The sequence below is a fragment of the Bacteroides salyersiae genome (genome assembly GCF_031172035.1).
Classification (GTDB): Bacteria; Bacteroidota; Bacteroidia; order Bacteroidales; family Bacteroidaceae; genus Bacteroides; species Bacteroides salyersiae.
Genome location: NZ_CP133452.1, coordinates 5,437,909 through 5,464,184 on the forward strand (window position 1 = coordinate 5,437,909; position 26,276 = coordinate 5,464,184).

General features: G+C 45.8%; 26 protein-coding genes and 5 pseudogenes. 24 read left to right on the forward strand and 7 right to left on the reverse strand.

Going from position 1 to position 26,276, the window contains the following annotated elements; translation table 11 throughout:
- Positions 1-105: 105 nt before the first annotated feature.
- The 3 genes from RB604_RS20830 to RB604_RS20840 all read right to left on the reverse strand — a co-directional run bounded on the left by RB604_RS20830 (position 106) and on the right by RB604_RS20840 (position 2,115).
- Entirely contained in the window at positions 106-285 is a 180-nt protein-coding gene (locus tag RB604_RS20830; RefSeq protein WP_007482326.1) for a hypothetical protein, read from the reverse strand.
- Positions 275-715, reverse strand: coding sequence for a DUF1896 domain-containing protein (locus RB604_RS20835; protein ID WP_007482324.1), 441 nt, complete (start codon positions 713-715; stop codon positions 275-277). The genes RB604_RS20830 and RB604_RS20835 overlap by 11 nt, the downstream gene beginning before the upstream one ends.
- A gap of 110 nt (positions 716-825) precedes the next feature.
- Positions 826-2,115, reverse strand: a complete 1,290-nt coding sequence (locus RB604_RS20840; RefSeq protein ID WP_055294832.1) for a DUF3945 domain-containing protein — start codon at positions 2,113-2,115, stop codon at positions 826-828.
- A 500-nt stretch (positions 2,116-2,615) separates the two neighbouring features.
- Between RB604_RS20840 and RB604_RS20845 the strand changes: the two genes are divergently transcribed.
- The 4 genes from RB604_RS20845 to RB604_RS20860 are packed head-to-tail and all read left to right on the forward strand — an operon-like array spanning position 2,616 to position 6,858.
- Entirely contained in the window at positions 2,616-3,719 is a 1,104-nt protein-coding gene (locus tag RB604_RS20845; RefSeq protein WP_007482320.1) for an ABC-three component system protein, read from the forward strand.
- On the forward strand, positions 3,701-4,183 hold the full coding sequence (locus RB604_RS20850; protein ID WP_055294830.1) for an ABC-three component system middle component 2: 483 nt from the start codon (positions 3,701-3,703) through the stop codon (positions 4,181-4,183). The genes RB604_RS20845 and RB604_RS20850 overlap by 19 nt, the downstream gene beginning before the upstream one ends.
- 2 nt (positions 4,184-4,185) lie before the next feature.
- Complete coding sequence (locus RB604_RS20855; protein ID WP_007482313.1) at positions 4,186-6,018, forward strand: AAA family ATPase; 1,833 nt, start codon at positions 4,186-4,188, stop codon at positions 6,016-6,018.
- A 3-nt stretch (positions 6,019-6,021) separates the two neighbouring features.
- Entirely contained in the window at positions 6,022-6,858 is an 837-nt protein-coding gene (locus tag RB604_RS20860) for a hypothetical protein (protein WP_007482311.1), read from the forward strand.
- Between the two features lie 91 nt (positions 6,859-6,949).
- Here RB604_RS20860 and mobC read toward each other — a convergent pair.
- The 3 genes and pseudogenes from mobC to mobA form a co-directional block, all read right to left on the reverse strand.
- A pseudogene (gene mobC, locus RB604_RS20865) lies at positions 6,950-8,962 on the reverse strand (conjugal transfer protein MobC).
- 45 nt (positions 8,963-9,007) lie between these two features.
- Entirely contained in the window at positions 9,008-10,216 is a 1,209-nt protein-coding gene (mobB, locus tag RB604_RS20870; RefSeq protein WP_007482304.1) for a conjugal transfer protein MobB, read from the reverse strand.
- A gap of 130 nt (positions 10,217-10,346) precedes the next feature.
- Positions 10,347-10,781 (reverse strand): annotated as a pseudogene (gene mobA, locus RB604_RS20875) (conjugal transfer protein MobA).
- Between the two features lie 929 nt (positions 10,782-11,710).
- Between mobA and RB604_RS20880 the strand changes: the two are divergent.
- From RB604_RS20880 to RB604_RS20980, 20 genes and pseudogenes are all read left to right on the forward strand, one after another.
- A complete protein-coding gene (locus RB604_RS20880) occupies positions 11,711-11,851 on the forward strand; it encodes a conjugal transfer protein (RefSeq protein WP_085930833.1) in 141 nt (46 codons plus the stop codon).
- Between the two features lie 63 nt (positions 11,852-11,914).
- Positions 11,915-12,325, forward strand: a complete 411-nt coding sequence (locus RB604_RS20885) for a ParA family protein (protein ID WP_007482298.1) — start codon at positions 11,915-11,917, stop codon at positions 12,323-12,325.
- Positions 12,326-12,327: 2 nt separating this feature from the next.
- Positions 12,328-12,822: a DUF3408 domain-containing protein gene (locus RB604_RS20890; protein WP_007482297.1), complete on the forward strand. Its 495-nt coding sequence runs from the start codon at positions 12,328-12,330 to the stop codon at positions 12,820-12,822.
- 3 nt (positions 12,823-12,825) lie between these two features.
- The gene (locus RB604_RS20895; protein WP_007482295.1) at positions 12,826-13,758 is read left to right on the forward strand and encodes a hypothetical protein; all 933 of its coding nucleotides are present in this window, start codon (positions 12,826-12,828) and stop codon (positions 13,756-13,758) included.
- A gap of 207 nt (positions 13,759-13,965) precedes the next feature.
- On the forward strand, positions 13,966-14,421 hold the full coding sequence (locus RB604_RS20900) for a hypothetical protein (protein WP_007482293.1): 456 nt from the start codon (positions 13,966-13,968) through the stop codon (positions 14,419-14,421).
- Between the two features lie 21 nt (positions 14,422-14,442).
- Complete coding sequence (locus tag RB604_RS20905) at positions 14,443-14,871, forward strand: radical SAM protein (RefSeq protein WP_044094154.1); 429 nt, start codon at positions 14,443-14,445, stop codon at positions 14,869-14,871.
- A gap of 265 nt (positions 14,872-15,136) precedes the next feature.
- On the forward strand, positions 15,137-15,436 hold the full coding sequence (locus tag RB604_RS20910; protein ID WP_007482288.1) for a DUF4134 domain-containing protein: 300 nt from the start codon (positions 15,137-15,139) through the stop codon (positions 15,434-15,436).
- 15 nt (positions 15,437-15,451) lie between these two features.
- A pseudogene (locus tag RB604_RS20915) lies at positions 15,452-15,772 on the forward strand (DUF4133 domain-containing protein).
- A gap of 5 nt (positions 15,773-15,777) precedes the next feature.
- Positions 15,778-18,282: pseudogene (locus RB604_RS20925) on the forward strand (TraG family conjugative transposon ATPase).
- Positions 18,283-18,297: 15 nt separating this feature from the next.
- Positions 18,298-18,435 (forward strand): hypothetical protein, encoded by a 138-nt coding sequence (locus tag RB604_RS20930; RefSeq protein WP_157440107.1) that lies wholly within the window; start codon positions 18,298-18,300, stop codon positions 18,433-18,435.
- Positions 18,436-18,711, forward strand: coding sequence for a hypothetical protein (locus tag RB604_RS20935; RefSeq protein ID WP_007482277.1), 276 nt, complete (start codon positions 18,436-18,438; stop codon positions 18,709-18,711).
- A 4-nt stretch (positions 18,712-18,715) separates the two neighbouring features.
- The gene (locus tag RB604_RS20940; protein WP_044094137.1) at positions 18,716-19,345 is read left to right on the forward strand and encodes a DUF4141 domain-containing protein; all 630 of its coding nucleotides are present in this window, start codon (positions 18,716-18,718) and stop codon (positions 19,343-19,345) included.
- 29 nt (positions 19,346-19,374) lie between these two features.
- A complete protein-coding gene (traJ, locus tag RB604_RS20945; RefSeq protein WP_007482274.1) occupies positions 19,375-20,388 on the forward strand; it encodes a conjugative transposon protein TraJ in 1,014 nt (337 codons plus the stop codon).
- 30 nt (positions 20,389-20,418) lie between these two features.
- Positions 20,419-21,042 (forward strand): annotated as a pseudogene (gene traK, locus RB604_RS20950) (conjugative transposon protein TraK).
- Positions 21,032-21,322 (forward strand): hypothetical protein, encoded by a 291-nt coding sequence (locus tag RB604_RS20955; protein WP_038610803.1) that lies wholly within the window; start codon positions 21,032-21,034, stop codon positions 21,320-21,322. The pseudogene traK and the gene RB604_RS20955 overlap by 11 nt, the downstream one beginning before the upstream one ends.
- On the forward strand, positions 21,306-22,562 hold the full coding sequence (gene traM, locus RB604_RS20960) for a conjugative transposon protein TraM (protein ID WP_007482266.1): 1,257 nt from the start codon (positions 21,306-21,308) through the stop codon (positions 22,560-22,562). The genes RB604_RS20955 and traM overlap by 17 nt, the downstream gene beginning before the upstream one ends.
- 7 nt (positions 22,563-22,569) lie before the next feature.
- Positions 22,570-23,469: a conjugative transposon protein TraN gene (gene traN, locus RB604_RS20965; protein ID WP_007482264.1), complete on the forward strand. Its 900-nt coding sequence runs from the start codon at positions 22,570-22,572 to the stop codon at positions 23,467-23,469.
- A 24-nt stretch (positions 23,470-23,493) separates the two neighbouring features.
- Positions 23,494-24,081 carry a conjugal transfer protein TraO gene (locus RB604_RS20970; protein ID WP_007482262.1) on the forward strand — a complete coding sequence of 196 codons (588 nt, stop codon included), beginning with the start codon at positions 23,494-23,496 and terminating at the stop codon, positions 24,079-24,081.
- Between the two features lie 24 nt (positions 24,082-24,105).
- The gene (locus RB604_RS20975; protein WP_007482260.1) at positions 24,106-24,567 is read left to right on the forward strand and encodes a TraQ conjugal transfer family protein; all 462 of its coding nucleotides are present in this window, start codon (positions 24,106-24,108) and stop codon (positions 24,565-24,567) included.
- 159 nt (positions 24,568-24,726) lie between these two features.
- On the forward strand, positions 24,727-25,638 hold the full coding sequence (locus RB604_RS20980; RefSeq protein ID WP_044094152.1) for a M48 family metalloprotease: 912 nt from the start codon (positions 24,727-24,729) through the stop codon (positions 25,636-25,638).
- Between the two features lie 9 nt (positions 25,639-25,647).
- Here RB604_RS20980 and RB604_RS20985 read toward each other — a convergent pair whose 3' ends face one another.
- Positions 25,648-26,121 (reverse strand): hypothetical protein, encoded by a 474-nt coding sequence (locus RB604_RS20985; protein ID WP_055294826.1) that lies wholly within the window; start codon positions 26,119-26,121, stop codon positions 25,648-25,650.
- Positions 26,122-26,276: the final 155 nt, after the last annotated feature.

Below are 26,276 nucleotides of genomic sequence, written 5' to 3' on the forward strand. Positions count from 1 at the left end.
TTTAAGGCTTTGTATATACTCCTTGTACTGCTTCTCGTCCGTGGAATACTCCCGAAGCAGTTCATGCAGCAGCCTCACCTGAGGGAACAGTTCCCTGTCAGCCGTTCACTTTCCGATGTCCGTGTCTTTTTCTGCCGGATTGAGGATACATTTCAGTCCTCCGAAACCGGTGTAGCCGTTCAATACTTTGCGCCCTTCTTCGGTGAGACAAAACTCCGGGCGCATGAACAGGTATTCAAGTGCGGCCATGTTGTCCGCCAGATGTTGTCGCTTGTTATATGCCATATTGTTCTATATTTGATTGGATGAAACCTGTCAGTTCGATGGTGAGGATACGGTAGGAAGGGGAAGCCTCAAACCTGTCGTCTATGGGATATTTGTTGAATACGGCTTCTGCGGACGGCAGTAATCCCAGGCAGAGACCCTTCCGCTTTTCAGGGGGCACTTCCGGGAACCATTCCGACACCACTTCAAAAAGGGTGTCGAACTTGGAAAACTGCAAGTCCCGGTAGAGCACGGCGTCCGACTGTCCCAATGCCTGCGTGACGGTCAGACCGTCACGTATGGAATGTTCATAGACATTGGCTGCTTCATCGGCTCTTGACCTGAGAAAATTCGGATTCCCGGCCATGTGGGGATGGCTTTTCCGTAAATGAAGAAGGAGAGCCGTTTCAAAGTATGACAGTTCTCCCTCTGGTGTATTGTTATGTTGCATAATCGGTTTGTTTTTACGTTGGATGATTCCATGTATTCATTAAACATATACCCGACAGCCATCGGTGTGGTAATCGGGTATATATGTGAAGTGTGGCCGTTTCCGTAAGACTATGCCACGGAAAAGCTGTTTTTCTTGGGTTTGGGCGTGAAGGATGCGGCGTGACGTGCCGTCTGCTTGCTTTCCTTTTTCTGGTCCTGTTTCCGGTTTTCAAGATTCGGCTTGTACTCCCTCGCGTTCTTTCCTATGAGAAGGTTATTGCTCTTGTTGCTGAAGCGCACGTCATCGGAGAATGTCCTGCCCTTGTAGCGCATATTCTCGATATATACCATTTCATGGTTTTCCAGCATCTTTTTCTGTTCGGGGGTGATTCTGGCTCCCATGATGGTGTCGTTCACTTTCAGCTGTTCTCCGGCCTGCTTGAATGCGATGTCCATGATTCTCGGATCGACAAAGGCCACGCCGGAAAGAAGCGTGTCGTTCTTGCGCTGTATGTCATTGATGGAAAGTTGCCCGCCTGATGCGAGGGCCTGCTTCTGCTTGTCGTCCAGCCTTTTCCCGTAGATGTAGTCCGGTATCTTGATGGCGTCCACGGGCATCGTGATGATACGGTTGCTCGGTTCATGGAAAGCCACGTAACAGTTGCATACTTTTCCTGTGTAGGTATCCTTCATCTCCTTTATTCCTCCCAGTGTTCCGGTATCCTGGAGTTTCTGTTTTTCCTCGTCCGTGAATACGCCTTTATAGGCGGGCAGGTCATATTGCGGCTTGTCGAGCCTGCTCAGTGTTTTCAGCTGTACCTTGCCGTCCTCACCCTTGACACAGAGAAAACAGGCCTCACCCATGTCCTGCTTGACGCCGTTGACTTCCTTACTGATGGGGAAGGCGGTGGAAGTGATTCTGCCCTTGAGCATTTCACCCATGCAATGGTTTTCAAACAACAGTTGCTTGTCCACTCCCAGCGCACTGAGTTCCTTCCAGGGAAGCTGGTGCTCGTCGAACTTGTAGCGTCTGGCGAGTTTGGCGATACGCCCTTCATCGTTCAGTTCACTGTTCTCTACCAGTTTTTTGCCTTCCGGTCCGGGGTCTTCCCCCTTTCGGATCTGGATGACGGCATTCAGGGTCTTTTCCAATACAGCGAGAGGGATAAGGAAGAAACTGAAACTTGTGGGATTGTTGTACTGGTTCTTGAAATTCGTGAAGAACAGTTCCAACGGTGATGTGCGGTCCAGCTTTAGGAAGCTGTTGTTGTTCTTCTTGTCGGGTGGTACGATTTCGAGACTGCCGTCCTGCTCGTTCATTTTGGAAACGACTGCGGTCTTGTTCGTTCTTTTGTCGAGGACTGCCATTACATGCTCTTCTTGACCTTGCTGCTCTTGTTCTTGTTTTTTCTTTGCCATAAATTCTAAAATTAAAATGATACAATAATGATTATTACCGGGTAAACTTTAGCCCGTCGGTGCGAATGTAGGATATTAATTGATAATATGTTACAAGATTGAAGGTATGAGGAATAGATGGCGGAGATTGGCGCTCATTGACGTAAATAACAAAATATAGTAGTTTTGCCATTTTTTACATAGCGTATATTTTTATTTCTCTTCATAATTGAAAGAAGTCTCTATAATTGAATATAATGCACTAATTTATTTGTTCAAATTATGATTATTTCATCTTTACTTTGTATTTTAGCAAAAAATAAAGTCAACACTGCATATCATAGTTACAGTGTCTGATTAGTCAACAGCGTTTAACTGTAGAATATTATGAAACAACAGAAAATATATCAAGAATGCACTCCAGCAATTGAGATAATGGAACAACAGAAAGATAAAATTCTGTCTAATCCATGTTTAATCTCTTTTTTTTGTAACGAAATTTATAAAAGATAGTTTCATATATGCATAATAAAGAACAAATTACAAAAGAAGCCGTTATAGAACCAACAAGAATACATATGCTTTCTAATGAAGAAAGATTACGTTATGATATTGCCCCCAAAGAACGTTTAGCCTTAATGGATGAGGATACTTATGAGGAATTGGTAGCTGTATGGGCATATGCTTGTCTAAAATCTAAATATAAGGATGTATATAGAATTGGTGGTGCTGGAGATAAGGGAAGGGATATTTGTGCATATATTGATTTATCACAGGATAAATATGATCTATATCAATGCAAACATTATAAAAATGCATTGACGTATTCTGACATTAACATAGAATTTGGTAAACTGATATATTATTCATTTAGCAAAGCGATATCTGTCCCATCAAAATACTATTTTATGGCTCCTTTAGGAATATCACCAAGTCTTCTTGATTTGATAAAAGATAAAGGAAAACTGCTAAAAAATAAATTAAAAAGTGACTGGAATACCAAAATTCATAATAAGATAATAGAAAAGCAATCAATACTTCTTGCCGGAGAATTATTGGATTACTTTGATAACTTCAATTTTGAAATAATTGATTGTATATCTCCTGATTGTTTTATAGATGATCTGAAAAAAGAAGGTCACTATTATTTCTTTTATTTTGGAGGTGGAATTAATAGTCTGCCATCATATAATATTTTAGTACCTAACAATGTTGCCGTCAATGAAGTTGCATATATTAAGCACTTGTTGGATGCTTACACAGAGGACTCGTCCTATGATATTACTATTAAAAATATTACAGGTTCCACATATGACAAACACTTTTCTCGATCAAGAGAATCTTTTTATAAAGCAGAGTCTGTAGCTATGATAAGTAAGGAAATATCTCCAGCTACAGATGACGAGTTTGAGAAATTAAAAAATGATGTATTAAATCATGTCGGAGATACATATGATGAGGATTATGATTCTGGATATGAAAGAGTTAAGGCTGTAACTAAAGAAGCGTCTCATTTTCAAGTTAAACAAAATTTATTAGCACCTAAAATCGGAAGTAATGAATTACGTGGTGTATGTTTTCAACTTTCAAATGAAGATAAATTGATATGGAAAATAAAACAATAAAATTATTAAATAGTAATCTTGAAATAGCTTTACGGCTATTGGTTATTATGAATGTTCATAAAAAGACAATAGAAAGAGATCGGTTAGTAGCTTATGAATATTTTGTTATTCATTCTGGAGATATAAAAAATGCTCCTTCCAGTATTCATCCTGATATTCCATATAGAGCAAGTATTTACATTAGCAATCATCAAAACATATCCAATGCTTTAAATATATTATTATCAAAAGAATTAGTAGTATTGAATATTGAAAATAATAAATTTGAATATCAAATAACAAAAGCCGGAGAAATATTTGTGCAATATATGACAAGTGAATATTATAATAAACTTAATAGTATAGCTCTCTGGGTTTGTGATTATTTTAAAAATTATTCTGATGAAGATTTAAATACTTATATTGAGTGCAATATCGGAAAGTGGGGAAATGAATTTACTAAAGAATCTATTTTAATACAATAAAAATGGCTAATAAAGGTTTCTATATAAAGAGTGTAGTGGCAAAAGGAGAATTGGTTCAAGATTCTCAAATAAACTTTGTTAAAGGTTGTAACGTAGTTTATGGACCTTCTGACACAGGTAAAACATCTCTCTATTCTGTTATAGAATTTTTATTGGGAAAATCCAGTAATCCAAAGATTCCATTGGAGGGTACAGGTTATACAGACTTTTTAATGGAAATTCATACCTATGGAGAAGAATTTTACACGATACATAGAAAGTTAAATGGACCTTCTGTAAAGGTAAAACCATGTTCTATTATGGAATACTATGATGATAGTATAAAGTATGATGAATATAAAATAAACGCTCAGTCAGCGAATAGTTATTCTTCATTTTTATTATCATTAGTAGATGTCTCAGATATAAGAATAAAGATCAATCCAAGTAAACTACATAAATTAACCTTCTCAACAATAAGGCACTTAATTTTTGTAGATGAAACAAGGATACTTAATGAAAAATCTCCTTTTTATATAGAAACAAATCCTGCCTTATATCTTAAATGTCGTAATATCTTGTCATATTTGATGACAGGACACGATGATTCTTCATATATTCCTGAAGAGGACTTAAAAATCAGAAAATCAAGGATCCAAGGAAAAATAGACTATGTGACAGAAGAGATAGAAAAGAAAAATAATAAAATTGTCGAAATAGGTGATGTTTCATATGTGAATTTAAAAGATTCAAGATTATTAGAATATTATAAAATAGAAATAGAAAAAACTTCATTAACATTATCACAATTGTATAAACAAAAAAAAGAAATAAGTTCGAACTTAGAAGATTTATCTTCAGAATTTATGTTTAATAATGAATTTTTGGAGAGAATGAAATTGTTAAAAGAACATTATAGAATTGATTTAGAAAGACTTGAATTTATAAATGAAGGAAGAAACTTATACAAAGAATTAAGCTTTGTAAAATGTCCTCTATGTGGAGAGTTTATAGCAAAAGAAATAGTGGAAAACATAGAATCTTCAAATTTTCTTACGGCAATTCAAAATGAATATATTTCCATAAAATCTAAGTATAATGATATTGACAATCTTATAACTGAGAAAGAGGGTAAAATAAAAAAACTCTACGATGAGATTTCAGTAATAAAAAATAAATTATCTAATCTGACTTGTAAGATAGATAAAATAGAACCAGACTTATCTCTCTTAAAAGAAAGTTTAGAACAAGCTGAAATAATTATTGAGAAAAAAACAACATTGACTAATTTGGAAGATGATGTACGAATACTGTCAGTTCAGCTGAGTCAATTAAAAGATAGTTTAGCAAATACTAAAGCAATACATCCAACTGAAAATAGAACTGATATTGCATCTGATTATATGAATACTGTAAAACAAATATTGTCTGATTGGAAATTTCCTGATACAGAAACTATATCATTTGAATATCAACCAACTTTTGATTTTGTTCTTAGTGGAAAAGGAAGACAATTATATGGTAAAGGTAAACGTGCAGTTTCATTTACAGCAATAATGATTGCTTTATTAGATTATTGTTACGAAAAAAGTATTCCTTTCTCTCGCTTACTTGTTATTGATTCTCCACTGACAGCCCATTATGACAAACATCAAGAAATCACCCAAGAAGATCAACTTGATAACAGCATACTAAATGCCTTCTTTCGATATTGCAATGAAAAAATATGGAATTATCAATTTATAATGTTTGATAATAAAATCCCAGAAAATAAAGAACTTATGAATAATATACATATTATTAAATTTGTGGGTAAAGGAGAAGATGGTAGGAATGGTTTTTATATAGGAAAATAGCTCATGAGTACAATTGATGAATATATTATAGAAAGGCAGAAAGAACAACAAGAATTAAAATTGGCATCTTTGTTGGATATAACCGTTGATGAACTATCAAATGTCAATTATGATATTTATGAGGATGAAGGATACGATGGTGCTCTATATGGCTACATTGTCAAGTTCGATAGTAATTCACCCCAAGATATTTTGCACAAAATAAAGGGATTAGATTCTAATAATCAAGTTTGGGTTGATTATTGGCAATTAGATAGTTTTGATTCAGAGGCTTATGATGAATATAAATACGAATCTGAATCCTCTACGTTTAATAGTTATATATATTATAAAGAATCAATGTCTAAAGTTATGATTTTATTATCTGCTAAAATAGATGATTCTTCGTTATTAGAAATTTTTCATAGACAAATTTATGTTAGTGTAATATCATATTTTGAAACATTTCTATGGTTAACTGTAGTCAATCTTACAAAAGCAAATCCTTTGTTTCTTGGAAAAATAGTCGATAATCATCCTCTTTTTCAACAAAAGGAATACTTAAAAAAAAGTAAGCAACAGAAAGTTGAAATAGTTAAAACTTTAATAAATAGCATACCCTATAGTGATTTAGAAAACAAGGTAAGAAAATTGTATAAGTCTGCTTTTGATGTGGAAATACCTAAAGATGATAAATTGACAAAACATTTTAAAGATACAAGAAACCATGTTATACATAGAAGCGGATATAATAAGCAAGGCGACAAAATAGAGATTGATACAATGATTATAAAAGATTTGATGGAATGTTGTGATACATTTGTAGATAATATTGCAAAAAAACTTCATATTGACACTTGACCCTTTTAAAATATTTGCGGCAATATCAAGTATTTTTGATATTGCCGTAAAAAGAGCAGAAATGCTGCTATAAGTGTCTCCCCCTTTACTATTAACTGTCATTGTTACCTAATAGGTGCTTGAGTTCTGGGTCATTCTCAATGCGTATCAGTTCATTCTCTACTAATTCCACAATATCCTGCTTGATTTGTCGATAGTTGACTTGTATCTGTTGCTCCATTGTATCATTACCGTTCTCGTCCAGAAAACTGCTGATTTCAGGAATGGGTTGGTAAGCGGCAGTCTCTTTCTGTACCGCATCATTATCCACCACTATCTGTGCATGGAAAATCTTCTGATCTATAGTCTCTCCGAAATTGTCCGTTACAGCACCGACAAACATACCTTGTGAGAGTGTACTGATTTTGCTGGCAGGTATCAGACTATCCAATTGCGTACTGATGGAAGTGGAAGTGTCACTGCGGTTGATGCTAACAGATTCCCGCTTTTGCAGGATTTTTCCAAACCTTTCTGATAGTGTTTTGGCCGTTTCACCCACCACTTGACCGCTGAAAACATTACCCACAGTTGACATGATAACGGCGGCCTCCTTGTCACCATAGTCGCGTTTCAACTGGCTGAAGTCCTGAAAACCCAACACAACCGCCACCTTGTTGCTTCGTGCCGTGGCTATCAGATTATCCAGACCTTTAAAGAAAATCGTGGGTAGCTCGTCAATGATTACACAACTTTTGAGTTGCTTCTTCTTGTTTATCAACTTAACGATACGGGAGTTATACAGACCTAAAGCAGCACCATAAATGGAAATTCTATCGGGATTGTTGCCGACACACAGAACTTTAGGCTCCTTCGGATTATTAATGTCCAACGTGAAGTCACTACCGGACATCACCCAATAAAGTTGCGGGCTTATCAGTCTGGACAGCGGAATTTTGGCGGATGCAATCTGGCCCATCAACTGCTCGCTGGCACCGCCTTTCCATGCGTCAATAAAAGGACTCAGATAATTCTCAAGCTCAGGATAGCTTGTCAAGATTGTAAATACATCCTCGTACCTTTTATTAAGCAATTCAATGGCATGTGGGAACGTACAGTATTTGCCGTTTTCATACAACTTCAAAAACCAGATTATCGCCGTAAACAAAACAATCGGAGATTCCACAAAGAAGTCCCCCTGCTTTTGCACCCAACTTTTATTCAAGTTTAACATGATGGTATAACTGGATTCGTAGGCATCCGAAATATCCGTCATCAGTTCCGGAGCCAACGGATTGCAACGGTGGCTCTTTCTCGGATCATCGAAGTTGATTACATAAAACTTGGGTGGTATCTTATAACGGTGTCTGTATTTAATCAGGTGGTTGTAAGCAATAACCGACAGGTCGTCAAACTTAAAATCGTATATATAAAGTGCATAAGACTTCTCGATTGCCTGCTTTATGTAATTATTGACCACCGCATACGACTTACCGCTCCCCGGCGTGCCTAAAATCATGCTTGCCCTGAAGGGATTCACCACATTTATCCAGCCTTTCCATTCCTTTTTTCTGTACCAGAATTTGGTCGGCAGATTGATGGAATATTCGTTTTCCATCAGACGGGTCTCCTGCATGAACGACTCGTTCTCCGTATTGAACACGTCCTCCAACAGATTGCTTTTCAGCAACCGGCTTACCCATAGTCCGGAAGCCAGCAGACAAAAGAAACCTCCGGTTAATGTTACGGTATAAAGCACGGCACATACCCCGGATGAGGCATTGAGAGAGAGCAGCCACCAGTTGAAGAAAAACAGTATGGCACCCGCAACTGCCGCGATGCCGATTTTCCTTCATGTGATTTCATGCTTCTTCACCCCCTTGTTGCCCATGCAGGACAGACCGAGGAAGAGGACACAGAACAGCTTGGTGTAAAGCAAGGACGAGAACAGTCCGGTCGTACGCTGGAAGTTGGAAAGTATCCGGTCCACTATACCGAGCGTTCAGCCCATCTCATTCAGCCAGCCGTAACAAAACCAATAGACGTGTATCGCCATAAACAAAAAACTGATGGCCCGCATAAAGTCCGTGACCTTGGCAAGCCCCCTTAAATCATCTTCATTCTGCATAATCGTAAATTTTAAAATTAGACTTCTGTTCTATACATTATTATATTATAACCTGCGTCTCCGCTTTTTCTTCTTTTTCCTGCGCCCGTAACGGAAAGCCGGATCGATGTATTCATGCGTGTGGTCTTCCTCCATGAGTATGGAGAAAATATCAACGGCTCCGAGTGCGGACGTGTCAATCAGGCTGCCGGAGATTTCCGCCTGCCGTCCGTTTTGCCGTGTATCCTGCCATCCCTGTTGTCCCTCCCGGTTCATATTATCCGCTTGTTCCGGGACATTTCCCTGCCGTGGCGTATCCTGCTCCGGCGGCGGTATCAGCCTTTCCCGATTCGCATCCGGATTGTTGAACAGTTCGTTGAATACATTGGCGGTAAATGGCTTGCCCAGACGTGAACCGTTAAATACCGTCCGGTTCGCATGGTCTATAAATGTGATGCCGTAAAGACGCCCATCGGAATTGATACGGTAAACAACTTCTATGTCCGCCTCTTTCAGCCTATGTGCAAAGTCTTCCTTCGTGCCTATGTCCTGCATGGCTTTGATGATTTCCCTGCGTGTCCTTTCGGCAAGACTGTCTCTTTTTACCTTTTCAACAGATGTATCAAATTTCTTTTGCAATGCCTCATGACCGAATACCTTTCCGAACTTACTGGACTTGAAAGGCGTTCCCACCCGCATCCCGTCATCGTCCAACGCTCCGTACATGATGCCGTGGTATTCTTTTCCGTCCACATTTCCCCTTACTTCATAAACCGTCACGTTGTAAAGTTCCAGCAAGGTGTTGTATTCGGCAAGCGAATGAAAGTTGTAACATTCCAGCAGGGTACGGGCGGTATGCTTTAGCTGCGCTTTCACATCACTTTTCGCATAGTCCACTTTTTGCAGACTTACCAGTTCCCGCTGGCCATGCTCTCCGAGTGTGGGATGAAGCCCGTACTTCACTTCCATTTCACGGCAGATATTCTGTGCCCGGATACCTTCCCGGTTATGGTCTATCTTTTCACCTTTTTCATTGATGCGTACCGAAACGATGTGCATGTGCCTGCGGTCTATGTCTTCGTGCAGCCATACGACATAGGGCTGGTTCCCGTACCCGAACTTTTCCATGAACTCCTGCGCCAGTACGGTCATCTGTTCCTCCGAGAGAATATCTTTCGGGGAAGGATTCAAGGAGATATGTATAACCGGTTTCCTGACGTGCGAGTTGAGTGCGATATAAGGCTCGAAAGCCTGTACACAGTTTTCAATCGGCATATTACCGGAAGTATCTGCCGCTATCTTCGGGTGTCACAATACCTTTGCCGTACCGTCGTCCACCTTTATTTTATTACAGGCAATCGCCCCGTAGAATGTCTTGCCCGATGTTATATTCGGTACCATGACATTATTCCTTTTTAGTAAGATATTCCTTTTCGTACCGCTTCGTAAGTTCGATAACCTGCCTGCATATTTCTTCCAGCTTACGGGTTTCTTCGGCAAGTTTGTAGAGAAACGCAAGCGATTTCTTCTCTCCGTAAATGGTATGGATGATCTTCACACATTGGTTGTAGTTGTTCCCGATGCGTCGGAACTGCTGATAGAAAGCGGTCAGCTGGGCGTAATATTCCTGCGCTTCCTTATCAATCTTCACCACCTTGAACTCTCAACCGAAGATACGGGCGAAGATAAATTCGGCCTTGTTCTTCATGCCGGACTGTTCGAACATCGTGAGAAACTTCTCGTTCTCACTGTCATTGAGACAAAGATAATAGCGGTGCGTGCGCGGGTCTGCCAGCACCTTACGCCCTGCGGCGTTACGGATTCTTGTTTCATCTTTCATAACATGAAAATTTTAAAAGGTTCGACTTGGGAGAACCTTTGCCCCCGAAACACCTTTCGGGCGAGACTTTCAGCGGTTGGAAATATTTTCAACCGCTGAAAGTACACCTCGCTATATGCTGACGCATATTAAAATCCGGCCGGGCCGGATTATAGGTCTGAAGGATTGTTTTACGTTCTCTGCCGAGAACGGGCTGCGCTCTCCCGGCGACAAAGGTAGATAGTTTTTTCTGTCCGTGCATTATGGCGGTTCCCGCCAACAGCCGCCAATAAATGACTTTGAAACGGCGGATACTTCACTGATGCTCTTTTTGAAGTTTATTTGCAGCCGGATAGCTATTCGATTATCTGTTTGAACAGATAAACAGTCTGGTATTCGGACAACTATATGGATAGCTGTCTGAACGAATAAACAGATATTCAGACCGGTATCTATCCAGATACACAACCATACATATAAATGTATAGACGGATAAACAAATCTCCGAATATATAAGTGCCAGAATATGTACTTAGCTATATAGCTATTTAGCTATTCAGATGAATAGACAGATAGCTGCATAGATGAATAGCTTTATAGCTACATCATTAAACAACTACATGCGCGAATAGCCGGATAGCTAAACAGCTATGTAGATAACTGTATAAGCAGCTATGTAACTGGCCGGATAGGCAGGCAATGAAACAAGTAACCGGACAGACAGTCAAATGGATAAACGGCTGTCTGTCCGGAAATCAATAAATCCGATTATTCACTTACTTAAATTTGTAACAATGGAAAAGGAAAAGAAAACAGTATTCGTTTCATTCGCTACCCAGAAGGGCGGCGTGGGTAAATCAACATTTACCATTTATGCGGCATCATGACTGCATTACGTGAAAGGACTGAACGTGGCGGTTGTGGATTGTGACTATCCACAACATTCGATTATGAAACAGAAAAAACGGGATATGGAAGTGGTAAAGACCACACCCGTTTATCAGAACCTCTTGGTGGAGCAGGCCGGACGGTTGAAGAAAAAGGCTTATCCGGTCATCGGAAGCACTCCGGCCGGCGGCATGGCGGACTGAAGGGCATTTGAAGAAAAGGCGGAGACTCTTTATGATATTGTACTGTTCGACCTGCCCGGCACAATGGGCTGCGACGGGGTTATCGCCGCAATCAGTGCGCTCGATTATCTGTTCGTGCCTATAAAGGCAGACCGCCTGGTGCTGGAAAGCACACTGAACTTTGCAACTACCATTAATGACCGGCTGATAAAAACCGGCGTATCCTCCTTAAAAAGGCTGTGCCTGTTCTGGAACATGGTGGACCGAAGGGAACGTACAGCCTTGTATGACATCTATCAGCAAGGATTCTCCCTGTTAGGGCTGGACTGCCTTCAAACACGTATTCCCATGCGCAGCAACTTCTCCAGAGACTTGTCCGTTACGGGCGGCCCCATTTACCGAAGTACGCTGTTCGCTCCTAATGCGGCATTCACCAAAGAGTGCGGCTTCAATACGTTCATGGATGAAATCATATCTATATTTAAAACCGAATAGTCATGGCGAAGAAAACAAACGGACAAAATCCGGTGGATGAAGCATACCTGCGCAGCCTGATGGCGGGTGTTCCTTCGGAGCCTTCCTTATCTCCGGCATCTTCTCTGACCGGAGGGAACGGCGAAAACAGAGAAACCGCCTTATCCGATGAAAAGAGAAAAGCGGATGAGCGTGTGAACGAAACAGTGAAAAATGTTTCTGTTACGGATGATACCGGCTGTCCGGAAGTGATTGTGGAAAAACCGTCACCGAAGACGACACGCACGGCACTGGCCGACTTTATCCGCAGATTCTTTACCCCCTATAAATGCGAAGGCAGGCAGGGAGTGTATATCGACAAGGAACTGCACCAGAAAATATCGGTTATTGTCGGAATCGCGGGCAAACGGCAGCTGACGGTCGGCAACTATATAGATAATGTATTGAAAGAACATTTCGAGAGACATTCGGAAGAGGTGAAGGCCCACCTTCAAAAGAGTTACAACAAAATATTTTAGGTTATGGATATACTATCAGGTTACTATGAAGCCGGAATCGTCCTGTTCTGGCTGCTGTTCGCCTATCTGTTCATGGACAAGTTCTTGTTCAGGGGACAGCTCGGCGAAATATGTTTCGGGAAGGCACGCCGCCGCATGGCAAAAGCCCTGCGGAGTATTGCCGGGTGGTTCGATCCGGTGAAAGAGGAACAGAAGAAAGGGCGTAAACGCACGAAAGGGAAAATGGAAAAGAAAGCGAGTCCGTCGGTGCGGGAAGCTGAAAAGATGGACATCCCGGCAGTGAAAACAGAAACAGGAGACAAGGATAAGCCGAAAATGAAGGAAAAGCCTGCAAACGCGGGCATGGAAAAAATACCTCCAAAACTGTCCGGAACAGACAGCCTTGTCGTCACGAAAAGCTATGGGACACGCCAGCAGCCGCCAATAAACGCCACCGGTTCCGGGGCTATTGCAGGTAAGGAAAATGCCTCTACATTTGCCGGTAGAAACGAAGATGCGGTGCCGCAAAGGACGGCACAAGTACCGCCGGAGCGCATCCCGGAACTGTTCCGGGACAAGCGTGTGGAAGAGTGGCGGGCTTCCGGGCCCGACAGTTCCGGCAGACTTGAGGACAATGAGGAACAGACTGAAAACAGTGACGACGTGGATACGGACGAGCTGAATGAGGAACTGGAAGACTTGAACTGTGCCCGTGACGGTTATCAAGGCGGCACAGCCGGTATCGGTCCGGAAGAGATAGACCTGATCATCGACTTGTGCAACGGCAAGGAGATCCCCACGGACAAACGGCTGGCCCTTCTGAGGGCTATCCACCATATAAAGGATACGCAGATTGAGCGCTCGATACTGGAAAGTATCAATGGCAGCGACAGCCGTATCAGCAAATTTCTGGACGAAGCCGAACATTTGAGTGAGGCTGTTCCGGACAGTGATTAACCGATTAAAAAAGGAGGTAACGATGACAAGAGGTTATTTTGATACGGGTTGATTGCCCGTATCATTGTAAAAAGAGATTCGCTATGGTATGTGACTGAATAAACTGACAAAGCATGTATATGACTTTTTACGATTCGGGATGACAAACCGCTTGCGGCAGTCACCCGGCAAGACAACAAGAACTATTCACCATTAAATTTTATCCGTATGAATATAGGACTGGTAGATGTGGACGGACATAACTTCCCCAATTTTGCGCTGATGCGCCTTTCGGCTTATTACAAGGGGGAAGGGCACCGGGTGGAATGGGCGGAACCGACGCGGCGGTATGACAAGGTGCTGGCAAGCAAGGTGTTCACCTTTACACCCGATTATGATTACAGCCGGCTGGATGCCGGAGAGGTAGTCAGGGGCGGAACCGGATATGACATTGCCGGCAGGCTTCCCGAAACGGTGGAACACAGCCGGATGATGGATTACTCCCTTTACCCCGAGTATCCCTTCTCCCTCCAGTTCTTTTCAAGGGGCTGCATCCGTAAATGCCCTTTCTGCCTCGTCCGCGAGAAAGAAGGGTATATCCGGGCGGTGGAGCCGGTGGAACTGAATCCCGAAGGAAAATGGATTGAGGTACTGGACAACAACTTCTTTGCCAATCCGCAGTGAAGGTCGGCGGTGGAGTATCTGCTGAAAACCCGCCAGCCCGTGAAACTGCACGGTGTGGACGTCAGGATTATGGATGAGGAACAGGCCTGGCATCTGAACAGGCTGAAGATGAAACAGAACATCCACATCGCCTGGGACTTGCCCGCACTGGACCTGACAGAGCGTCTGAAAGAGATGGTCAGGCATGTGAAGCCTTACAAGATTACCTGCTATGTGCTGGTAGGATTCAATTCCACCATAGAGCAGGACCTTTTCCGGCTGAACGTGCTCAGGAAACTGGGGATTACCCCCTTTGTCATTCCTTTCCGGGATTATGAGAACAGGCGGACGCCTACCCGGTATGAGCGTGACCTTGCACGGTGGGCAAACCGGATGTGGCTGTTCAAGTCCTCTTCCTTTGAGGACTATACACCCCGCAAAGGTTTCAAGTGCGGGGAATATTTGAAATAAAAACGGTAAAAAACAGTAAAGACAATGAGAACAAAAGGCTATTACGATTCGGGATGATGCGCATCCCCTTGTCAAGAGAGAATTAACACCCATGTTTCACCACTAAAACAAATGACGATGCGAATGGCATATTATGACTCCGGCTGATTTCCAGCCGGAACTTACCCCCTGAACCAGTAAACCATAAAGCGGCTGCGGGCTGCCTTGTGGGGATAGTGAAAGGGGCGGTCCGTGGCTTTTCATTCACTTAAAAATCACGGAATTAATGAAAAAGAAAAGATTGATTATGATGCTGGCCGCTGTTGCGGCGGCAAGCGTGGCAATGGCGCAAGGAAACGGGCAGGCCGGTATTACCGAGGCTACACAGCTCGTGAGCGGATATTTTGACCCCGGCACAAAGCTGGCGTATGCGGTGGGAGCCGTCATCGGACTCGTGGGAGGAATCAAGGTCTACCAGAAGTTCAGTTCGGGTGACCCCGACACCTCGAAAACGGCAAGTTCGTGGTTCGGAGCCTGCATCTTCCTGATAGTCGCGGCTACCATCCTGAGGTCGTTCTTCCTCTAAAAACACCAGCAACTTATGGCTGATTTTGAAATAAATAAAGGTGTGGGCCGTGAAGTGGAGTTCAAGGGACTCCGGGCGCAATACCTGTTTATCTTCGCTGCCGGCCTGCTTACCGTATTCGTGATGTTCGTCATCATGTATATGGCAGGCATCGGCCAGTGAATCTGCATCGGTTTCGGGATGTCAGCAGCTACCGTGCTGGTATGGCTGACCTTCACGCTGAACCGTAAATACGGCAGCCACGGGCTGATGAAACTGTTCGCGGCCCGGCAGCATCCCCGGAGAATCCTCTCACGAAAACGTATCACGCGTCTGATTAAACAACAACAATCGTAAATCATATGAGAAGTATATTAAAAGCATCCACACTGGAAAGCAAGTTCCCCATTATGACGGTGGAACACGGCTGCATCGTCAGCAAGGACGCCGACATCACGGTCGCTTTCCGGGTCACACTGCCGGAAGTGTTTTCGGTATCATCCGCAGATTATGAGGCGATGCACGCCACATGAACGAAGGCAATCAAGGTATTGCCGAATTTTTCAATCGTCCACAAACAGGATATTTTCATCACGGAGAAATATGAGCCGGACATCCGCAGGGATGAACAGAGCTTCCTTTCCCGCAGTTTCGAGCGGCACTTCAACGAAAGACCCTACCTGCACCACACCTGCTATCTGTTCCTTACCAAGACCACCAGGGAACGCTCCCGGCAACAAAGCAACTGGAACACGCTCTGCCGTGGTTTTCTGGTGCCGAAGGAAATCAGGGACAAGGAAACGGTGGAGCGCTTCATGGAAGCGGTGGGACAGTTTGAAAGCATCGTCAATGACAGCGGGCTGGTAAGGTTGGAACGCCTCACCACGGAAGAGATTACGGGAACGGAAAGCGAACCGGGCATTATCGAGCGGTACCTCACGCTGTCGGCAGACGGAAGCCGTACGTTGCAGGACATGCAGCTGAACCCGGACGGGATGCGTATCGGTGACAAGCGGCTCTGCCTGCATACTCTTTCCGACCTCGACGACCTTCCGGGAAGGGTCAGGACGGACGGGCGGTATGAACGCCTCTCGACCGACCGCTCGGACTGCCGCCTGAGCTATGCCGCTCCCGTGGGCGTAATGCTCTCCTGCGACCATATCTACAACCAGTGGATATTCATAGACGACAGTAGCGAGAACCTCTCCCGTTTTGAGAAGATGGCCAAGAACATGCAGTCGCTTTCCCGTTACAGCCGCAGCAACCAGATAAACAAGGAGTGGCTGGACGAATACCTGAACGAGGCGCATACCAACGGATTACAGTCCGTACGCTGTCATTGCAACATCATCGCATGGGCGGAAAACGGGGATGAACTCCGAAGGGTGAAGAATGACGTGGGAAGTGCGCTGGCCTTGATGGAATGTACCCCGCGTCATAACACGACCGACCTTCCGGCCCTCTACTGGGCAGGCATACCGGGAAACGAGGCGGACTTCCCCTCTGAAGAGACGTTCTACACGTTTACCGGGCAGGCGCTCTGCTTCTTCACGGCCGAGACATGTTACCGGAACTCGCTGTCCCCCTTCGGTATCCGCATGGTAGACAGGCTGACGGGCAAGCCGGTCTTTCTGGACATCTCGGACCTGCCCATGAAGAAAGGGGTGGTGACTAATAGAAACAAGTTCATACTCGGCCCCAGCGGAAGCGGAAAGAGTTTCTTTACCAACCATCTTGTCAGACAATATTGGGAACAGGGAAGTCATATCCTGCTGGTGGATACCGGAAACTCGTACAAGGGACTTTGCGACCTGATACATCAGAAGAGCGGCGGAGACGACGGGATTTATTTTACATACAAAGAAGATGACCCGATTTCATTCAATCCGTTTTTCACGGAGAATTACCAGTATGACATCGAGAAACGGGACAGTATCAAGACCCTGATACTCACTCTTTGGAAAAGGGAGGACGAACCGCCCCGACGCTCGGAAGAGGTGGCGCTGTCAAATGCGGTCAGCCTGTATATCGAGAAGATAAAGAAGAACCGCAAGATAAAGCCCAACTTCAACTCGTTCTATGACTTTGTAAGGAAGGACTACCGCAAGGTGCTGGCCGATAAGAACGTGCGGGAGAAAGATTTTGACGTGGACGGTTTTCTGAACGTGCTGGAACCCTATTACAAAAACGGTGAATACGGCTATCTGCTGAACTCGGACAAGGAACTGGATTTGCTGAACAAACGGTTTATCGTATTCGAGCTGGATGTAGTGAAGGACAATCCTATCCTTTTTCCGGTTGTCACAATTATCATCATGGAGACGTTCATTAATAAAATGAGACGTTTGCAGGGTATCCGCAAGATGATACTGATTGAGGAGGCATGAAAGGCAATCGCCAAGGAAGGGATGGCATCCTATATAAAATATCTCTTTAAGACGGTCAGAAAGTTTTACGGAGAGGCGGTTGTGGTGACGCAGGAAGTGGATGACATTATCTCTTCACCCGTTGTAAAAGAGACGATTATCAACAACAGCGATTGCAAAATATTACTCGACCAGCGGAAGTATCAGAATAAATTCGACCAGATACAGAACCTGCTCGGCCTGACGGACAAGGAACGCAGCCAGATACTCTCGATCAACCTTGCCAATGCCGCGAACCGGCTGTATAAAGAGGTCTGGATAGGACTTGGCGGTACGCAGAGCGCGGTATATGCGACAGAAGTTTCGGGCGAAGAATATCTGTGCTACACCACCGAAGAGACTGAAAAACTGGAACTTACCCGGCTTACTGAAAAGCTGGGGGGAAACATAGAGTTAGCTATCAAACAACTTGCCGAACGTAAGCGGCAGGGAAAAAAGTAATCATTTTAAACATAGATGACAATGAGCAAAAAGGATTTATTAAACCAATGCAGGGAAGCTCTCGGAGATGCGACCCTGACCAATCTGGATCTGTTGAACCTGATTGGGGAGATGAAGAAGGAACTGGAACATGACCGCATCTGCGGGCACTGAATGAACAAGGAGGGCGGTTCGTCGCTGACTGTCCGTAAATCCAATCATGTGACGGACGGATTCAAGGGATACAAGGCCACGCTGTTTATCGGAGAAAAAAGTTATACCGAAATCAATATCCCTCTTAGGAAGGGTGATGACCTTTTCCTGCACGGGAACAAGGATGCCGGATGTATCGGGTATTTCAGCGGCAGCGAGGTGTTGCTGTTCGGCAATTACGGACTGTTCGCCCGTGATGACGACAGCCGGCATTTACTCACCAAAGAAAGGAGATAGCCGCATGAAGAAGAGAATGATAATTCTGTTTATGGCACTGTTGTCCCTTTCGGTGACAAGCAAGGCACAATGGGCGGTAATAGACCCCACAAACCTTGCCCAAAGCATCGTGAACTCGGCCAATGAAATCGTGCAGACTTCCACAACAGCACAGAACATGTGGAGTAACTTTCAGGAGACCGTAAAGATTTATGAGCAGGGAAAAGCCTACTACGACGCACTGAAATCGGTGCATGACCTTGTGAAAGGCGCCCGGAAGGTGCAGCAGACCATCCTGCTCGTAGGCGACATCAGCGATATTTACGTGACCAATTTCAATACGATGATGGGCGACCCGAACTTCACCGTGGAGGAACTCTCGGCCATGGCATTCGGGTATAACCGACTGCTCGAAGAAAGCAGCAACCTGCTGCTGGACTTGAAGGAAGTGACTACGGCTACCGGACTCTCGATGACCGACAAGGAACGGCTGGACATCATCAACCGGATATACGGCGAAGTGCTGGAATACAAGAACCTGACATGGTATTATACCCGCAAGAATATCGGAATATCGTACCTGCGCAGCAAGAAGAAGGGGGACTCCCAAAGGGTACTCGCCCTGTACGGCACACACGAACAGCGTTACTGGTAATCATTCATCATTAAAGAAACGGATAAACTATGGTATTACTATCAATAGACTGGACGAACCTGCATGAGCTGCTGCGTTCGCTTTACGATGAGATGATGCCGCTGTGCGAGGATATGGCAAGTGTGGCGAAGGGAGTGGCCGGTATCGGTGCCCTGTTCTACGTGGCCTACCGGGTGTGGCAGTCCCTTGCAAGGGCGGAAGAGATTGACGTGTTCCCGCTTTTCAGGCCCTTCGTGCTGGGACTTTGCATCATGTTCTTTCCCACTCTCGTGCTGGGGACCATCAACGGGATTCTTTCCCCCGTGTGCAGTGCGACTTCCTCGCTGGTCGAACAGCAGACCTTCGACATGAAGAAGTATCAGGAAGAGAAGGACGAACTGGAACGGGAGGCGATGCTGCGTGACCCGGCAAAGGCCTTTCTGGTAAGCGACGAGGAGTTTGACAAGAAGATAGACGAGCTGGGCTGGTCGCTGGGAGACATGGACACGATGATAAACATGTACGGGCAGAAGGCGGTGTATGACATGGGAGAGAAAGTGCGGCAATGGTTCCGGGAACTGCTGGAACTGTTCTTTCAGGCCGCATCGCTGCTGATAGACACGCTAAGGACTTTCTTCCTGATTGTATTGTCGATTTTAGGACCTATCTCTTTTGCGCTGGCCGTCTATGACGGATTCCAGAGTACGCTCACCACATGGCTGTCACGCTATATCTGTATTTACTTATGGCTACCGGTGGGTGACCTGTTCGGGGCTATCCTCTCACGCATACAGATTCTGATGTTGCAGCAGGACATCCAGCAGATGCAGGACCCGACATTCATACCGGACGCATCGAACAGCGTATATTGTATCTTCATGATTATAGGTATCATCGGTTACTTCTGCGTGCCCACAGTGTCCTCGTGGATTATACAGGCCGGCGGTGCGGGAGCTTACGGGCAGAAGGCCAACGGTGCCGGGAAGATGGCCGGGAACGGTGCGGCGGCAGTCGGCGGTGCGGTTGGTGGATCGGTAGCCGGACGCATCAAGAAAATGTTTTAAACGTATCACATTAAAAAAACAGAAAAAGACATGGAATTCAAATCATTAAAAAACATCGAGACATCGTTCCGGCAGCTGCGGCTGTTCGGAATGGTATTCCTGGGAGTTTGCGCACTGGTAACGGTCTTCGCCACCTGAAAGGCATACGACTTTGCGGAAGCGCAGCGGCAGAAAATCTATGTGCTGGACAGCGGGAAATCGCTGATACTGGCCCTCTCGCAGGATGCACAGCAGAACCGCCCGGTAGAGGCGAGGGAGCATATCAGGCGTTTTCACGAACTGTTCTTCACCCTGTCACCGGACAAGAACGCCATTGAAAGCAATGTGCAGCGTGCCCTTTACCTCTCGGATGAAAGCGCCATCGGCTATTACCGGAACTTGCAGGAGAAAGGCTACTTCAACCGGATGATAGCGGGGAATATCTCACAGACCCTGACGGTGGACAGCATCGGGGGGAACTTCGACAGCTATCCGTACGAGATGAGGGCTTATTGCCGCCAGCACATCATCCGTTCGAGCAGCGTTACCGAGAGGTCGCTTGTCACCACCTGCCGGCTAAGGAACGTGACCCGGAGCGACAATAATCCGCAGGGATTTCTGATAGAAGGCTTTACAATCATCGAAAACAGGGACATCGGGCAGTATGAAAGATAACGGGCTGAAAAAGGTCTTCCAGTCGTTCAGAACGGGGAAAGACCGTCATATAGCAAAGCTCCGCAGACGCTGGCAGCGGTTGAGTTACCGGCAGCAAAGGGTCATCATCCTTTACCTGCTCGGACTCTTCGCCGCCATCGACCTTGCCTACATCGTGGGCGGTTTCTGCGGCACAGACAAGTTTCCGATTGAGGTGCGGCATCTCCAAAGGGTGATGCTTCCCCTGCCGGACAGTATCCAACCATTAAAAAACAATGTATCCAATGACACAATCCGATAAGAAAGAAGAAAAAGTAAGGGAGAAGGAGACGCTGAAAGCGGAGCCGGTATCCCCAAAGGAGAAAAAGTTAAGCGGCAAGACCGCCGGAAAATTGAAATTTTATGGAGTGGTGGCATTCCTCTCCCTGCTGTGTGCCGGGTTCATCTGGTTTCTTTTCAAACCGGATGCGGCGGAAACGGTGGAAGGGGCGGCTGGCATCAACACCACCATACCCGATGCCATCGCACCCGAAACGATGGCCGACAAGCAGAAAGCCTACGAACTGGAAGAGATGAAGAAGCGCAGGCGGGAGAAAGTGAGAACTTTGCAGGACGTGGCGGGTGACTATCTGGCTTCGGACACTTCGAAAGTAAAACCGGAAGCACCGAAAGCGGATGCCATACGGGAGTCCAGGGAACGGCAGCGGCAGATTTCAAGGCAGATCACTTCGTTCTATCAGGAGCCGGAGGAGAGTCCGAAAGTGGCCGAACTGGAACGGCGGGTGAAAGAACTTAACGAGAGGCTGGAACGTGAACGGAAATCACAGGACCCGCTGGAACTGATGGAGAAGTCGTATGAAATGGCGGCACGCTATTTCCCCGGTCAGGCGGGCGGTCAGGTGAAGAGCATACAGCCTTCGGGGGGACAGGCCGGCAATCCTGCCGCGATAGCAGCCGGACGTGTCGCAGAGAATGTGGTATCCTCCCTGGCCCCGCCTCCGTTGCCGGATTCAATTCCACGAAATTACGGTTTTGCCACGGCGGTAGGCGGCGGGCTGTTTGCCGGGGCCAATACGATACGTGCCTGCGTCGCCGAGGACCAGACGGTGAGTACCGGCTCATGGCTGAAGTTCAGATTACTGGAACCCCTGCAAGTGGGCAATGTGCTTGTGCCTGCCGGCACCCCGCTTTTTGGAACGGTACGCATCGGGGGGCAACGGATGGAAGTCAGTGTGAGCTTGATAGAGAGCGGCGGCAATATCCTGCCGGTGGAACTGGCGGCATACGACATGGACGGGCAGGCCGGGCTTTTCGTCCCCAACACCGCGGAGCGTACCGCCATGAAGGAAGCCGCAGCCAATATAGGCGGCAGTTTCGGGACAAGCATCTCGTTTGCACGCAGCGCCTCGCAACAACTCGTCATGGACGTGACAAGGGGTGTGCTCGGCGGCGGTTCGCAATACCTCGCCACAAAGATGCGTGAAGTGAAAGTGTCCGTGAAGGCGAATTACCAACTTTTATTAATATCCAAAAAACAGTAATCAGATTATGAAGACAAGAATTATTTTATCAATAGTCATGCTTTTCTCCCTGCTGGGGGCAAAAGCACAGGAGACGGTGGAAACAAAGATATTTCCCACCAACCAGATTATCGCACCGCACCGGATTGAGGTGACTTTCCGGAAAACCGTGCATATCCTTTTTCCTTCCGAAGTGAAATATGTGGATTTGGGTTCGTTTGACATCATAGCGGACAAGGCGACGGGAGCGGAAAACGTGGTACGCATCAAGGCGGCGGTAAAAGGCTTTGAGCGGGAAACAAACTTCTCCGTCATCACTGCCGACGGCTGTTTCTATTCCTTTAATGTGGTTTACAAGGACGAACCGGCACAGCTCTCCATCGAGATGGAGGACTGGCTCCGGGACAATCCCGAAGGCGGCATTGCCGGTGACCGCATGTTCGTGAAGCTGAAGGAACTCGGGGGGGAGACACCGCTGGTGGTGAACCGCATCATGTACACGCTGTACAAGAAGAACAAAAGGGACATCAGGCACATCGGCTGCAAGAAGTACGGCATACAGACACTGCTCAAGGGAATTTATATCAACAACGACCTGCTGTACCTGCATACATCCGTACGCAACAGGTCGGACATATCGTTTGACATCGACTATATCCGTTTTAAAGTCATCGACAAGAAAGTGGCCAAGCGTACGGCCATGCAGGAGAACTTCATCGAGCCGGTAAGGACGTATAACCGCCTGACGACGGTGGACGGAAAAGCCACGGTGCGCAATGTGTTCGTACTGCCCAAGCTGACACTGCCGGACGACAAACTGCTGGTAGTGGAAATCTATGAGAAGGGCGGTGCACGACACCAGTCGTTCCGTATAGAGAACACCGACCTTGTGGCGGCAAAGCCCGTCAGTGAACTGCATCTGAAATAGTAACCCCTATATAATATAACGTATATGCAAAGAATACTATTCATATTGGCAGTTGCCGTAATGTTGCTCTTCGGGGCGGACAAGGCATACGCGCAGCGTGACCTGCCGGGGCAGACCGGCATACAGTTCACCACCGGTGGAGTGAACCATTTCCTTTCATGGAAGAGCGGCGGCGGGCGCCATTACTTCACCTCGCTGGCCCTTACCCGTACCAACCGCAACCGTACCCATTGGCTGTACGGTCTGGACTATCAGATAAAGGAGTACACCTATGAGGGCAAGGCGATACCGAAAGCGCAGTTCACCGGGGAACTCGGCTATTTTATTCCCGTATTGGCGGACAAGGGACGGAACGTCTGTCTCCGTGTTGGACTTTCCGCTTTGGGCGGTTTCGAGACGGTCAACTGGGGAACTTCCCTACTTCATGACGGGGCGACAGCCACCAACGGGGACAGCTTTATTTATGGGGGTGGTCTGACGGCGGCTTTCGATGTCTATCTGACAGACCGGATCGTCTTCCTGCTGCAAGTCAAGGAGAGGGCATTGTTCGGAACGGATGCGGGGAATTTCCATACACAGATCGGATTGGAGCTTCGTGTCATTATCAACTAACGAAAAAAGAAAGGAGACTTAAAAATGAGAAACGCATTATATATATGTATAGGTGTGCTGGTATCGGCGCTGGCATTCAGTTCATGCGACGATAAGATAGACATCCGGCAGGATTATGACTTCAGCCTCTCTTCTTGGTATCTGCAAAAGCAGATTTCAGCGGATGAGACGGTGGAAATCCGTTTTTATCTGGACCGTGAAGGGAATTATGGGAAGGCGGAGTATGATATAGGCTACATTCAGGTGGAAGGCAAGGGAGAGGTGACGGATTGCGAAGGCGTGAAACTCGTCAACCGGGAAGTAAGGCCGTTGGCGGAAATGCCAGGGTTGGACACGGATAATCCGGTGAAGCAGGTATTCACCCTCTTTTACCGCTCGACAAGTACCAGACGTTCGGAGCTGAAATTCTTTGTCCGTGACAATTTCGGACAGGAAAGGGAGATGTCCGTATCATTTGATATTGAAAGTGATGCGGCAAAAGAATAGCGGTGTTCTGCTATTTGGGATAACGGCGGGCAAGTCCGCCGTTTTTCCGTTTGTATGAATTTTACTTAAAGAGAACAAATGAACGGGTAATTATTCCACATCACTCGGATTTTGTTTCTATATTTAGCACATTGTTAATTTAATAATCGGATGCATACCATGAAAACGACTCTCCGAATATTCCGCATCATATTCAAGCTGTTGCTGCTGGCCTATGTCACGGTGGTGAACTTCTTTTTCATCACAGTATTTTATTCCCTGCTGCTCACCATAATGCGTCATATATGCCCCGGCTGTGTACCGGGACTCTTTGACGAGGGGCTGGTGCCGCATCTGGTAAATACCATGCCGTTCTACCTGCTATTGCTCTTTATCCTCTATACCCTTTCTCCACTGAAAGTATGGATGATGCGCAGGAAGGAAGGTTACAGGCCATTGGGCGGTGTTGAACGTGTAAGGCTGGAACGCCTGCTTTCAGAAATGGGTATGGACAGAAAACTGAACTTTTATCGGAACGGGGACGTCCGTGCCAATGCGGTGACTTTCGGTTTCAATACGGTGGGCATTACGGACGGGATGATAAGGCAGGCCTCGGACGAGGAACTGAAAGGTGTCATCTGTCATGAGGTAGGACATATCGCACATTATGATTTCGTATATCGGGTGCTTCTTTTTTCGATGGAATCTTTCGGAAGCCGTTGTCTTTATGGCATATTCCTGATTCCGGCCCTGATATTCGGGATAATCGGCGGCATGGTGTCCGCACTGGTCCCGGCCCTCGGCTTTGTAGGGGAGCTGGCCGGTAAATTCTGGTGGGGGCTTTACAGACTGCTCCACTTTGTCATTTATGGCATCAGCCGGATAGCTGATGTGAATATCAACAAGTATGGCGAATACCGTTGTGACGCTTATGCGGTCAGATACGGATGCGGCAGCGGCCTGCTTTCTTTCTTGTACCGCTTGAAAAGGGCGGAGGACATGCGCGGTGAATGTCCTACATTCTCCGAATATATCCTGAGTACGCATCCGGCCACGGAGAAACGGATTGTGAGGCTGGAAAAGCTGTTGTAGTGTAACGGATTATATCCTTGTGAGGATTGAGACGTAAGGCTTGCCGGAATTTCGGATTGTTTCCATCTCCTTTGACTGTTCGTCAAAACAGCAGATGACATGCCCGTAACCGGGCAGCCTTTTCAGAAAGTCTTTCGAGGTACACACCTCTTTGGTATCAGCCTTCACCAGCAGGTCGTCATACAGGGCACGGTACAGATTATCCACTCCTGCCGGATGGCTTGCCAGATGGCTGTCTGGAGGAATGACAGCGACCAGACAGATGTCCGGACATTTGTCCGATTCCCGAAGCATGATTGCCGTATCAGCTGCAAGCAGCCCGATATAAGTGTTCATATCACAAAGGAATGTCCGGTATCCCTCATTGTAAATGGCATATATGTACCGGTAAAGTTCCATGCGGATTTTATCCTCACGGAAATAGTCATACGATGTTGTCTCCCGGATGGTGCGGCCTGTGACGGCTACATTCTTGTTGTACATTCTTAATATGGTTTTTAATTGGTTCCTTGTCGATAATCTCTTGTTATGTATCCGTAAAGTAAAGGCACGGTACCTAACAAGTTCTACTCTCCGGCACGACCAAGCGCCTCGCAGGAAACGAGTTAAGACCGTGCCATAAGCGTATGACAAGGACT

What these genes read in the sequence shown, in the direction of transcription:
- traN (WP_007482264.1), top strand. Translation starts at nt 22,570, where the DNA reads ATGAAGACAAGAATTATTTTATCAATAGTCATGCTTTTCTCCCTGCTG.
- RB604_RS20955 (WP_038610803.1), top strand. Translation starts at nt 21,032, where the DNA reads ATGAAAGATAACGGGCTGAAAAAGGTCTTCCAGTCGTTCAGAACGGGG.
- RB604_RS20885 (WP_007482298.1), top strand. Translation starts at nt 11,915, where the DNA reads ATGGGCTGCGACGGGGTTATCGCCGCAATCAGTGCGCTCGATTATCTG.
- RB604_RS20890 (WP_007482297.1), top strand. Translation starts at nt 12,328, where the DNA reads ATGGCGAAGAAAACAAACGGACAAAATCCGGTGGATGAAGCATACCTG.
- RB604_RS20895 (WP_007482295.1), top strand. Translation starts at nt 12,826, where the DNA reads ATGGATATACTATCAGGTTACTATGAAGCCGGAATCGTCCTGTTCTGG.
- RB604_RS20930 (WP_157440107.1), top strand. Translation starts at nt 18,298, where the DNA reads ATGACAATGAGCAAAAAGGATTTATTAAACCAATGCAGGGAAGCTCTC.
- RB604_RS20970 (WP_007482262.1), top strand. Translation starts at nt 23,494, where the DNA reads ATGCAAAGAATACTATTCATATTGGCAGTTGCCGTAATGTTGCTCTTC.
- RB604_RS20910 (WP_007482288.1), top strand. Translation starts at nt 15,137, where the DNA reads ATGAAAAAGAAAAGATTGATTATGATGCTGGCCGCTGTTGCGGCGGCA.
- RB604_RS20880 (WP_085930833.1), top strand. Translation starts at nt 11,711, where the DNA reads ATGAAACAGAAAAAACGGGATATGGAAGTGGTAAAGACCACACCCGTT.
- RB604_RS20830 (WP_007482326.1), bottom strand. Translation starts at nt 285, where the DNA reads ATGGCATATAACAAGCGACAACATCTGGCGGACAACATGGCCGCACTT.
- mobB (WP_007482304.1), bottom strand. Translation starts at nt 10,216, where the DNA reads ATGCCGATTGAAAACTGTGTACAGGCTTTCGAGCCTTATATCGCACTC.
- RB604_RS20855 (WP_007482313.1), top strand. Translation starts at nt 4,186, where the DNA reads ATGGCTAATAAAGGTTTCTATATAAAGAGTGTAGTGGCAAAAGGAGAA.
- RB604_RS20845 (WP_007482320.1), top strand. Translation starts at nt 2,616, where the DNA reads ATGCATAATAAAGAACAAATTACAAAAGAAGCCGTTATAGAACCAACA.
- RB604_RS20840 (WP_055294832.1), bottom strand. Translation starts at nt 2,115, where the DNA reads ATGGCAAAGAAAAAACAAGAACAAGAGCAGCAAGGTCAAGAAGAGCAT.
- RB604_RS20835 (WP_007482324.1), bottom strand. Translation starts at nt 715, where the DNA reads ATGCAACATAACAATACACCAGAGGGAGAACTGTCATACTTTGAAACG.
- RB604_RS20900 (WP_007482293.1), top strand. Translation starts at nt 13,966, where the DNA reads ATGAATATAGGACTGGTAGATGTGGACGGACATAACTTCCCCAATTTT.
- RB604_RS20850 (WP_055294830.1), top strand. Translation starts at nt 3,701, where the DNA reads ATGGAAAATAAAACAATAAAATTATTAAATAGTAATCTTGAAATAGCT.
- traM (WP_007482266.1), top strand. Translation starts at nt 21,306, where the DNA reads ATGACACAATCCGATAAGAAAGAAGAAAAAGTAAGGGAGAAGGAGACG.
- RB604_RS20940 (WP_044094137.1), top strand. Translation starts at nt 18,716, where the DNA reads ATGAAGAAGAGAATGATAATTCTGTTTATGGCACTGTTGTCCCTTTCG.
- RB604_RS20980 (WP_044094152.1), top strand. Translation starts at nt 24,727, where the DNA reads ATGAAAACGACTCTCCGAATATTCCGCATCATATTCAAGCTGTTGCTG.
- RB604_RS20860 (WP_007482311.1), top strand. Translation starts at nt 6,022, where the DNA reads ATGAGTACAATTGATGAATATATTATAGAAAGGCAGAAAGAACAACAA.
- RB604_RS20935 (WP_007482277.1), top strand. Translation starts at nt 18,436, where the DNA reads ATGAACAAGGAGGGCGGTTCGTCGCTGACTGTCCGTAAATCCAATCAT.
- RB604_RS20975 (WP_007482260.1), top strand. Translation starts at nt 24,106, where the DNA reads ATGAGAAACGCATTATATATATGTATAGGTGTGCTGGTATCGGCGCTG.
- traJ (WP_007482274.1), top strand. Translation starts at nt 19,375, where the DNA reads ATGGTATTACTATCAATAGACTGGACGAACCTGCATGAGCTGCTGCGT.
- RB604_RS20985 (WP_055294826.1), bottom strand. Translation starts at nt 26,121, where the DNA reads ATGTACAACAAGAATGTAGCCGTCACAGGCCGCACCATCCGGGAGACA.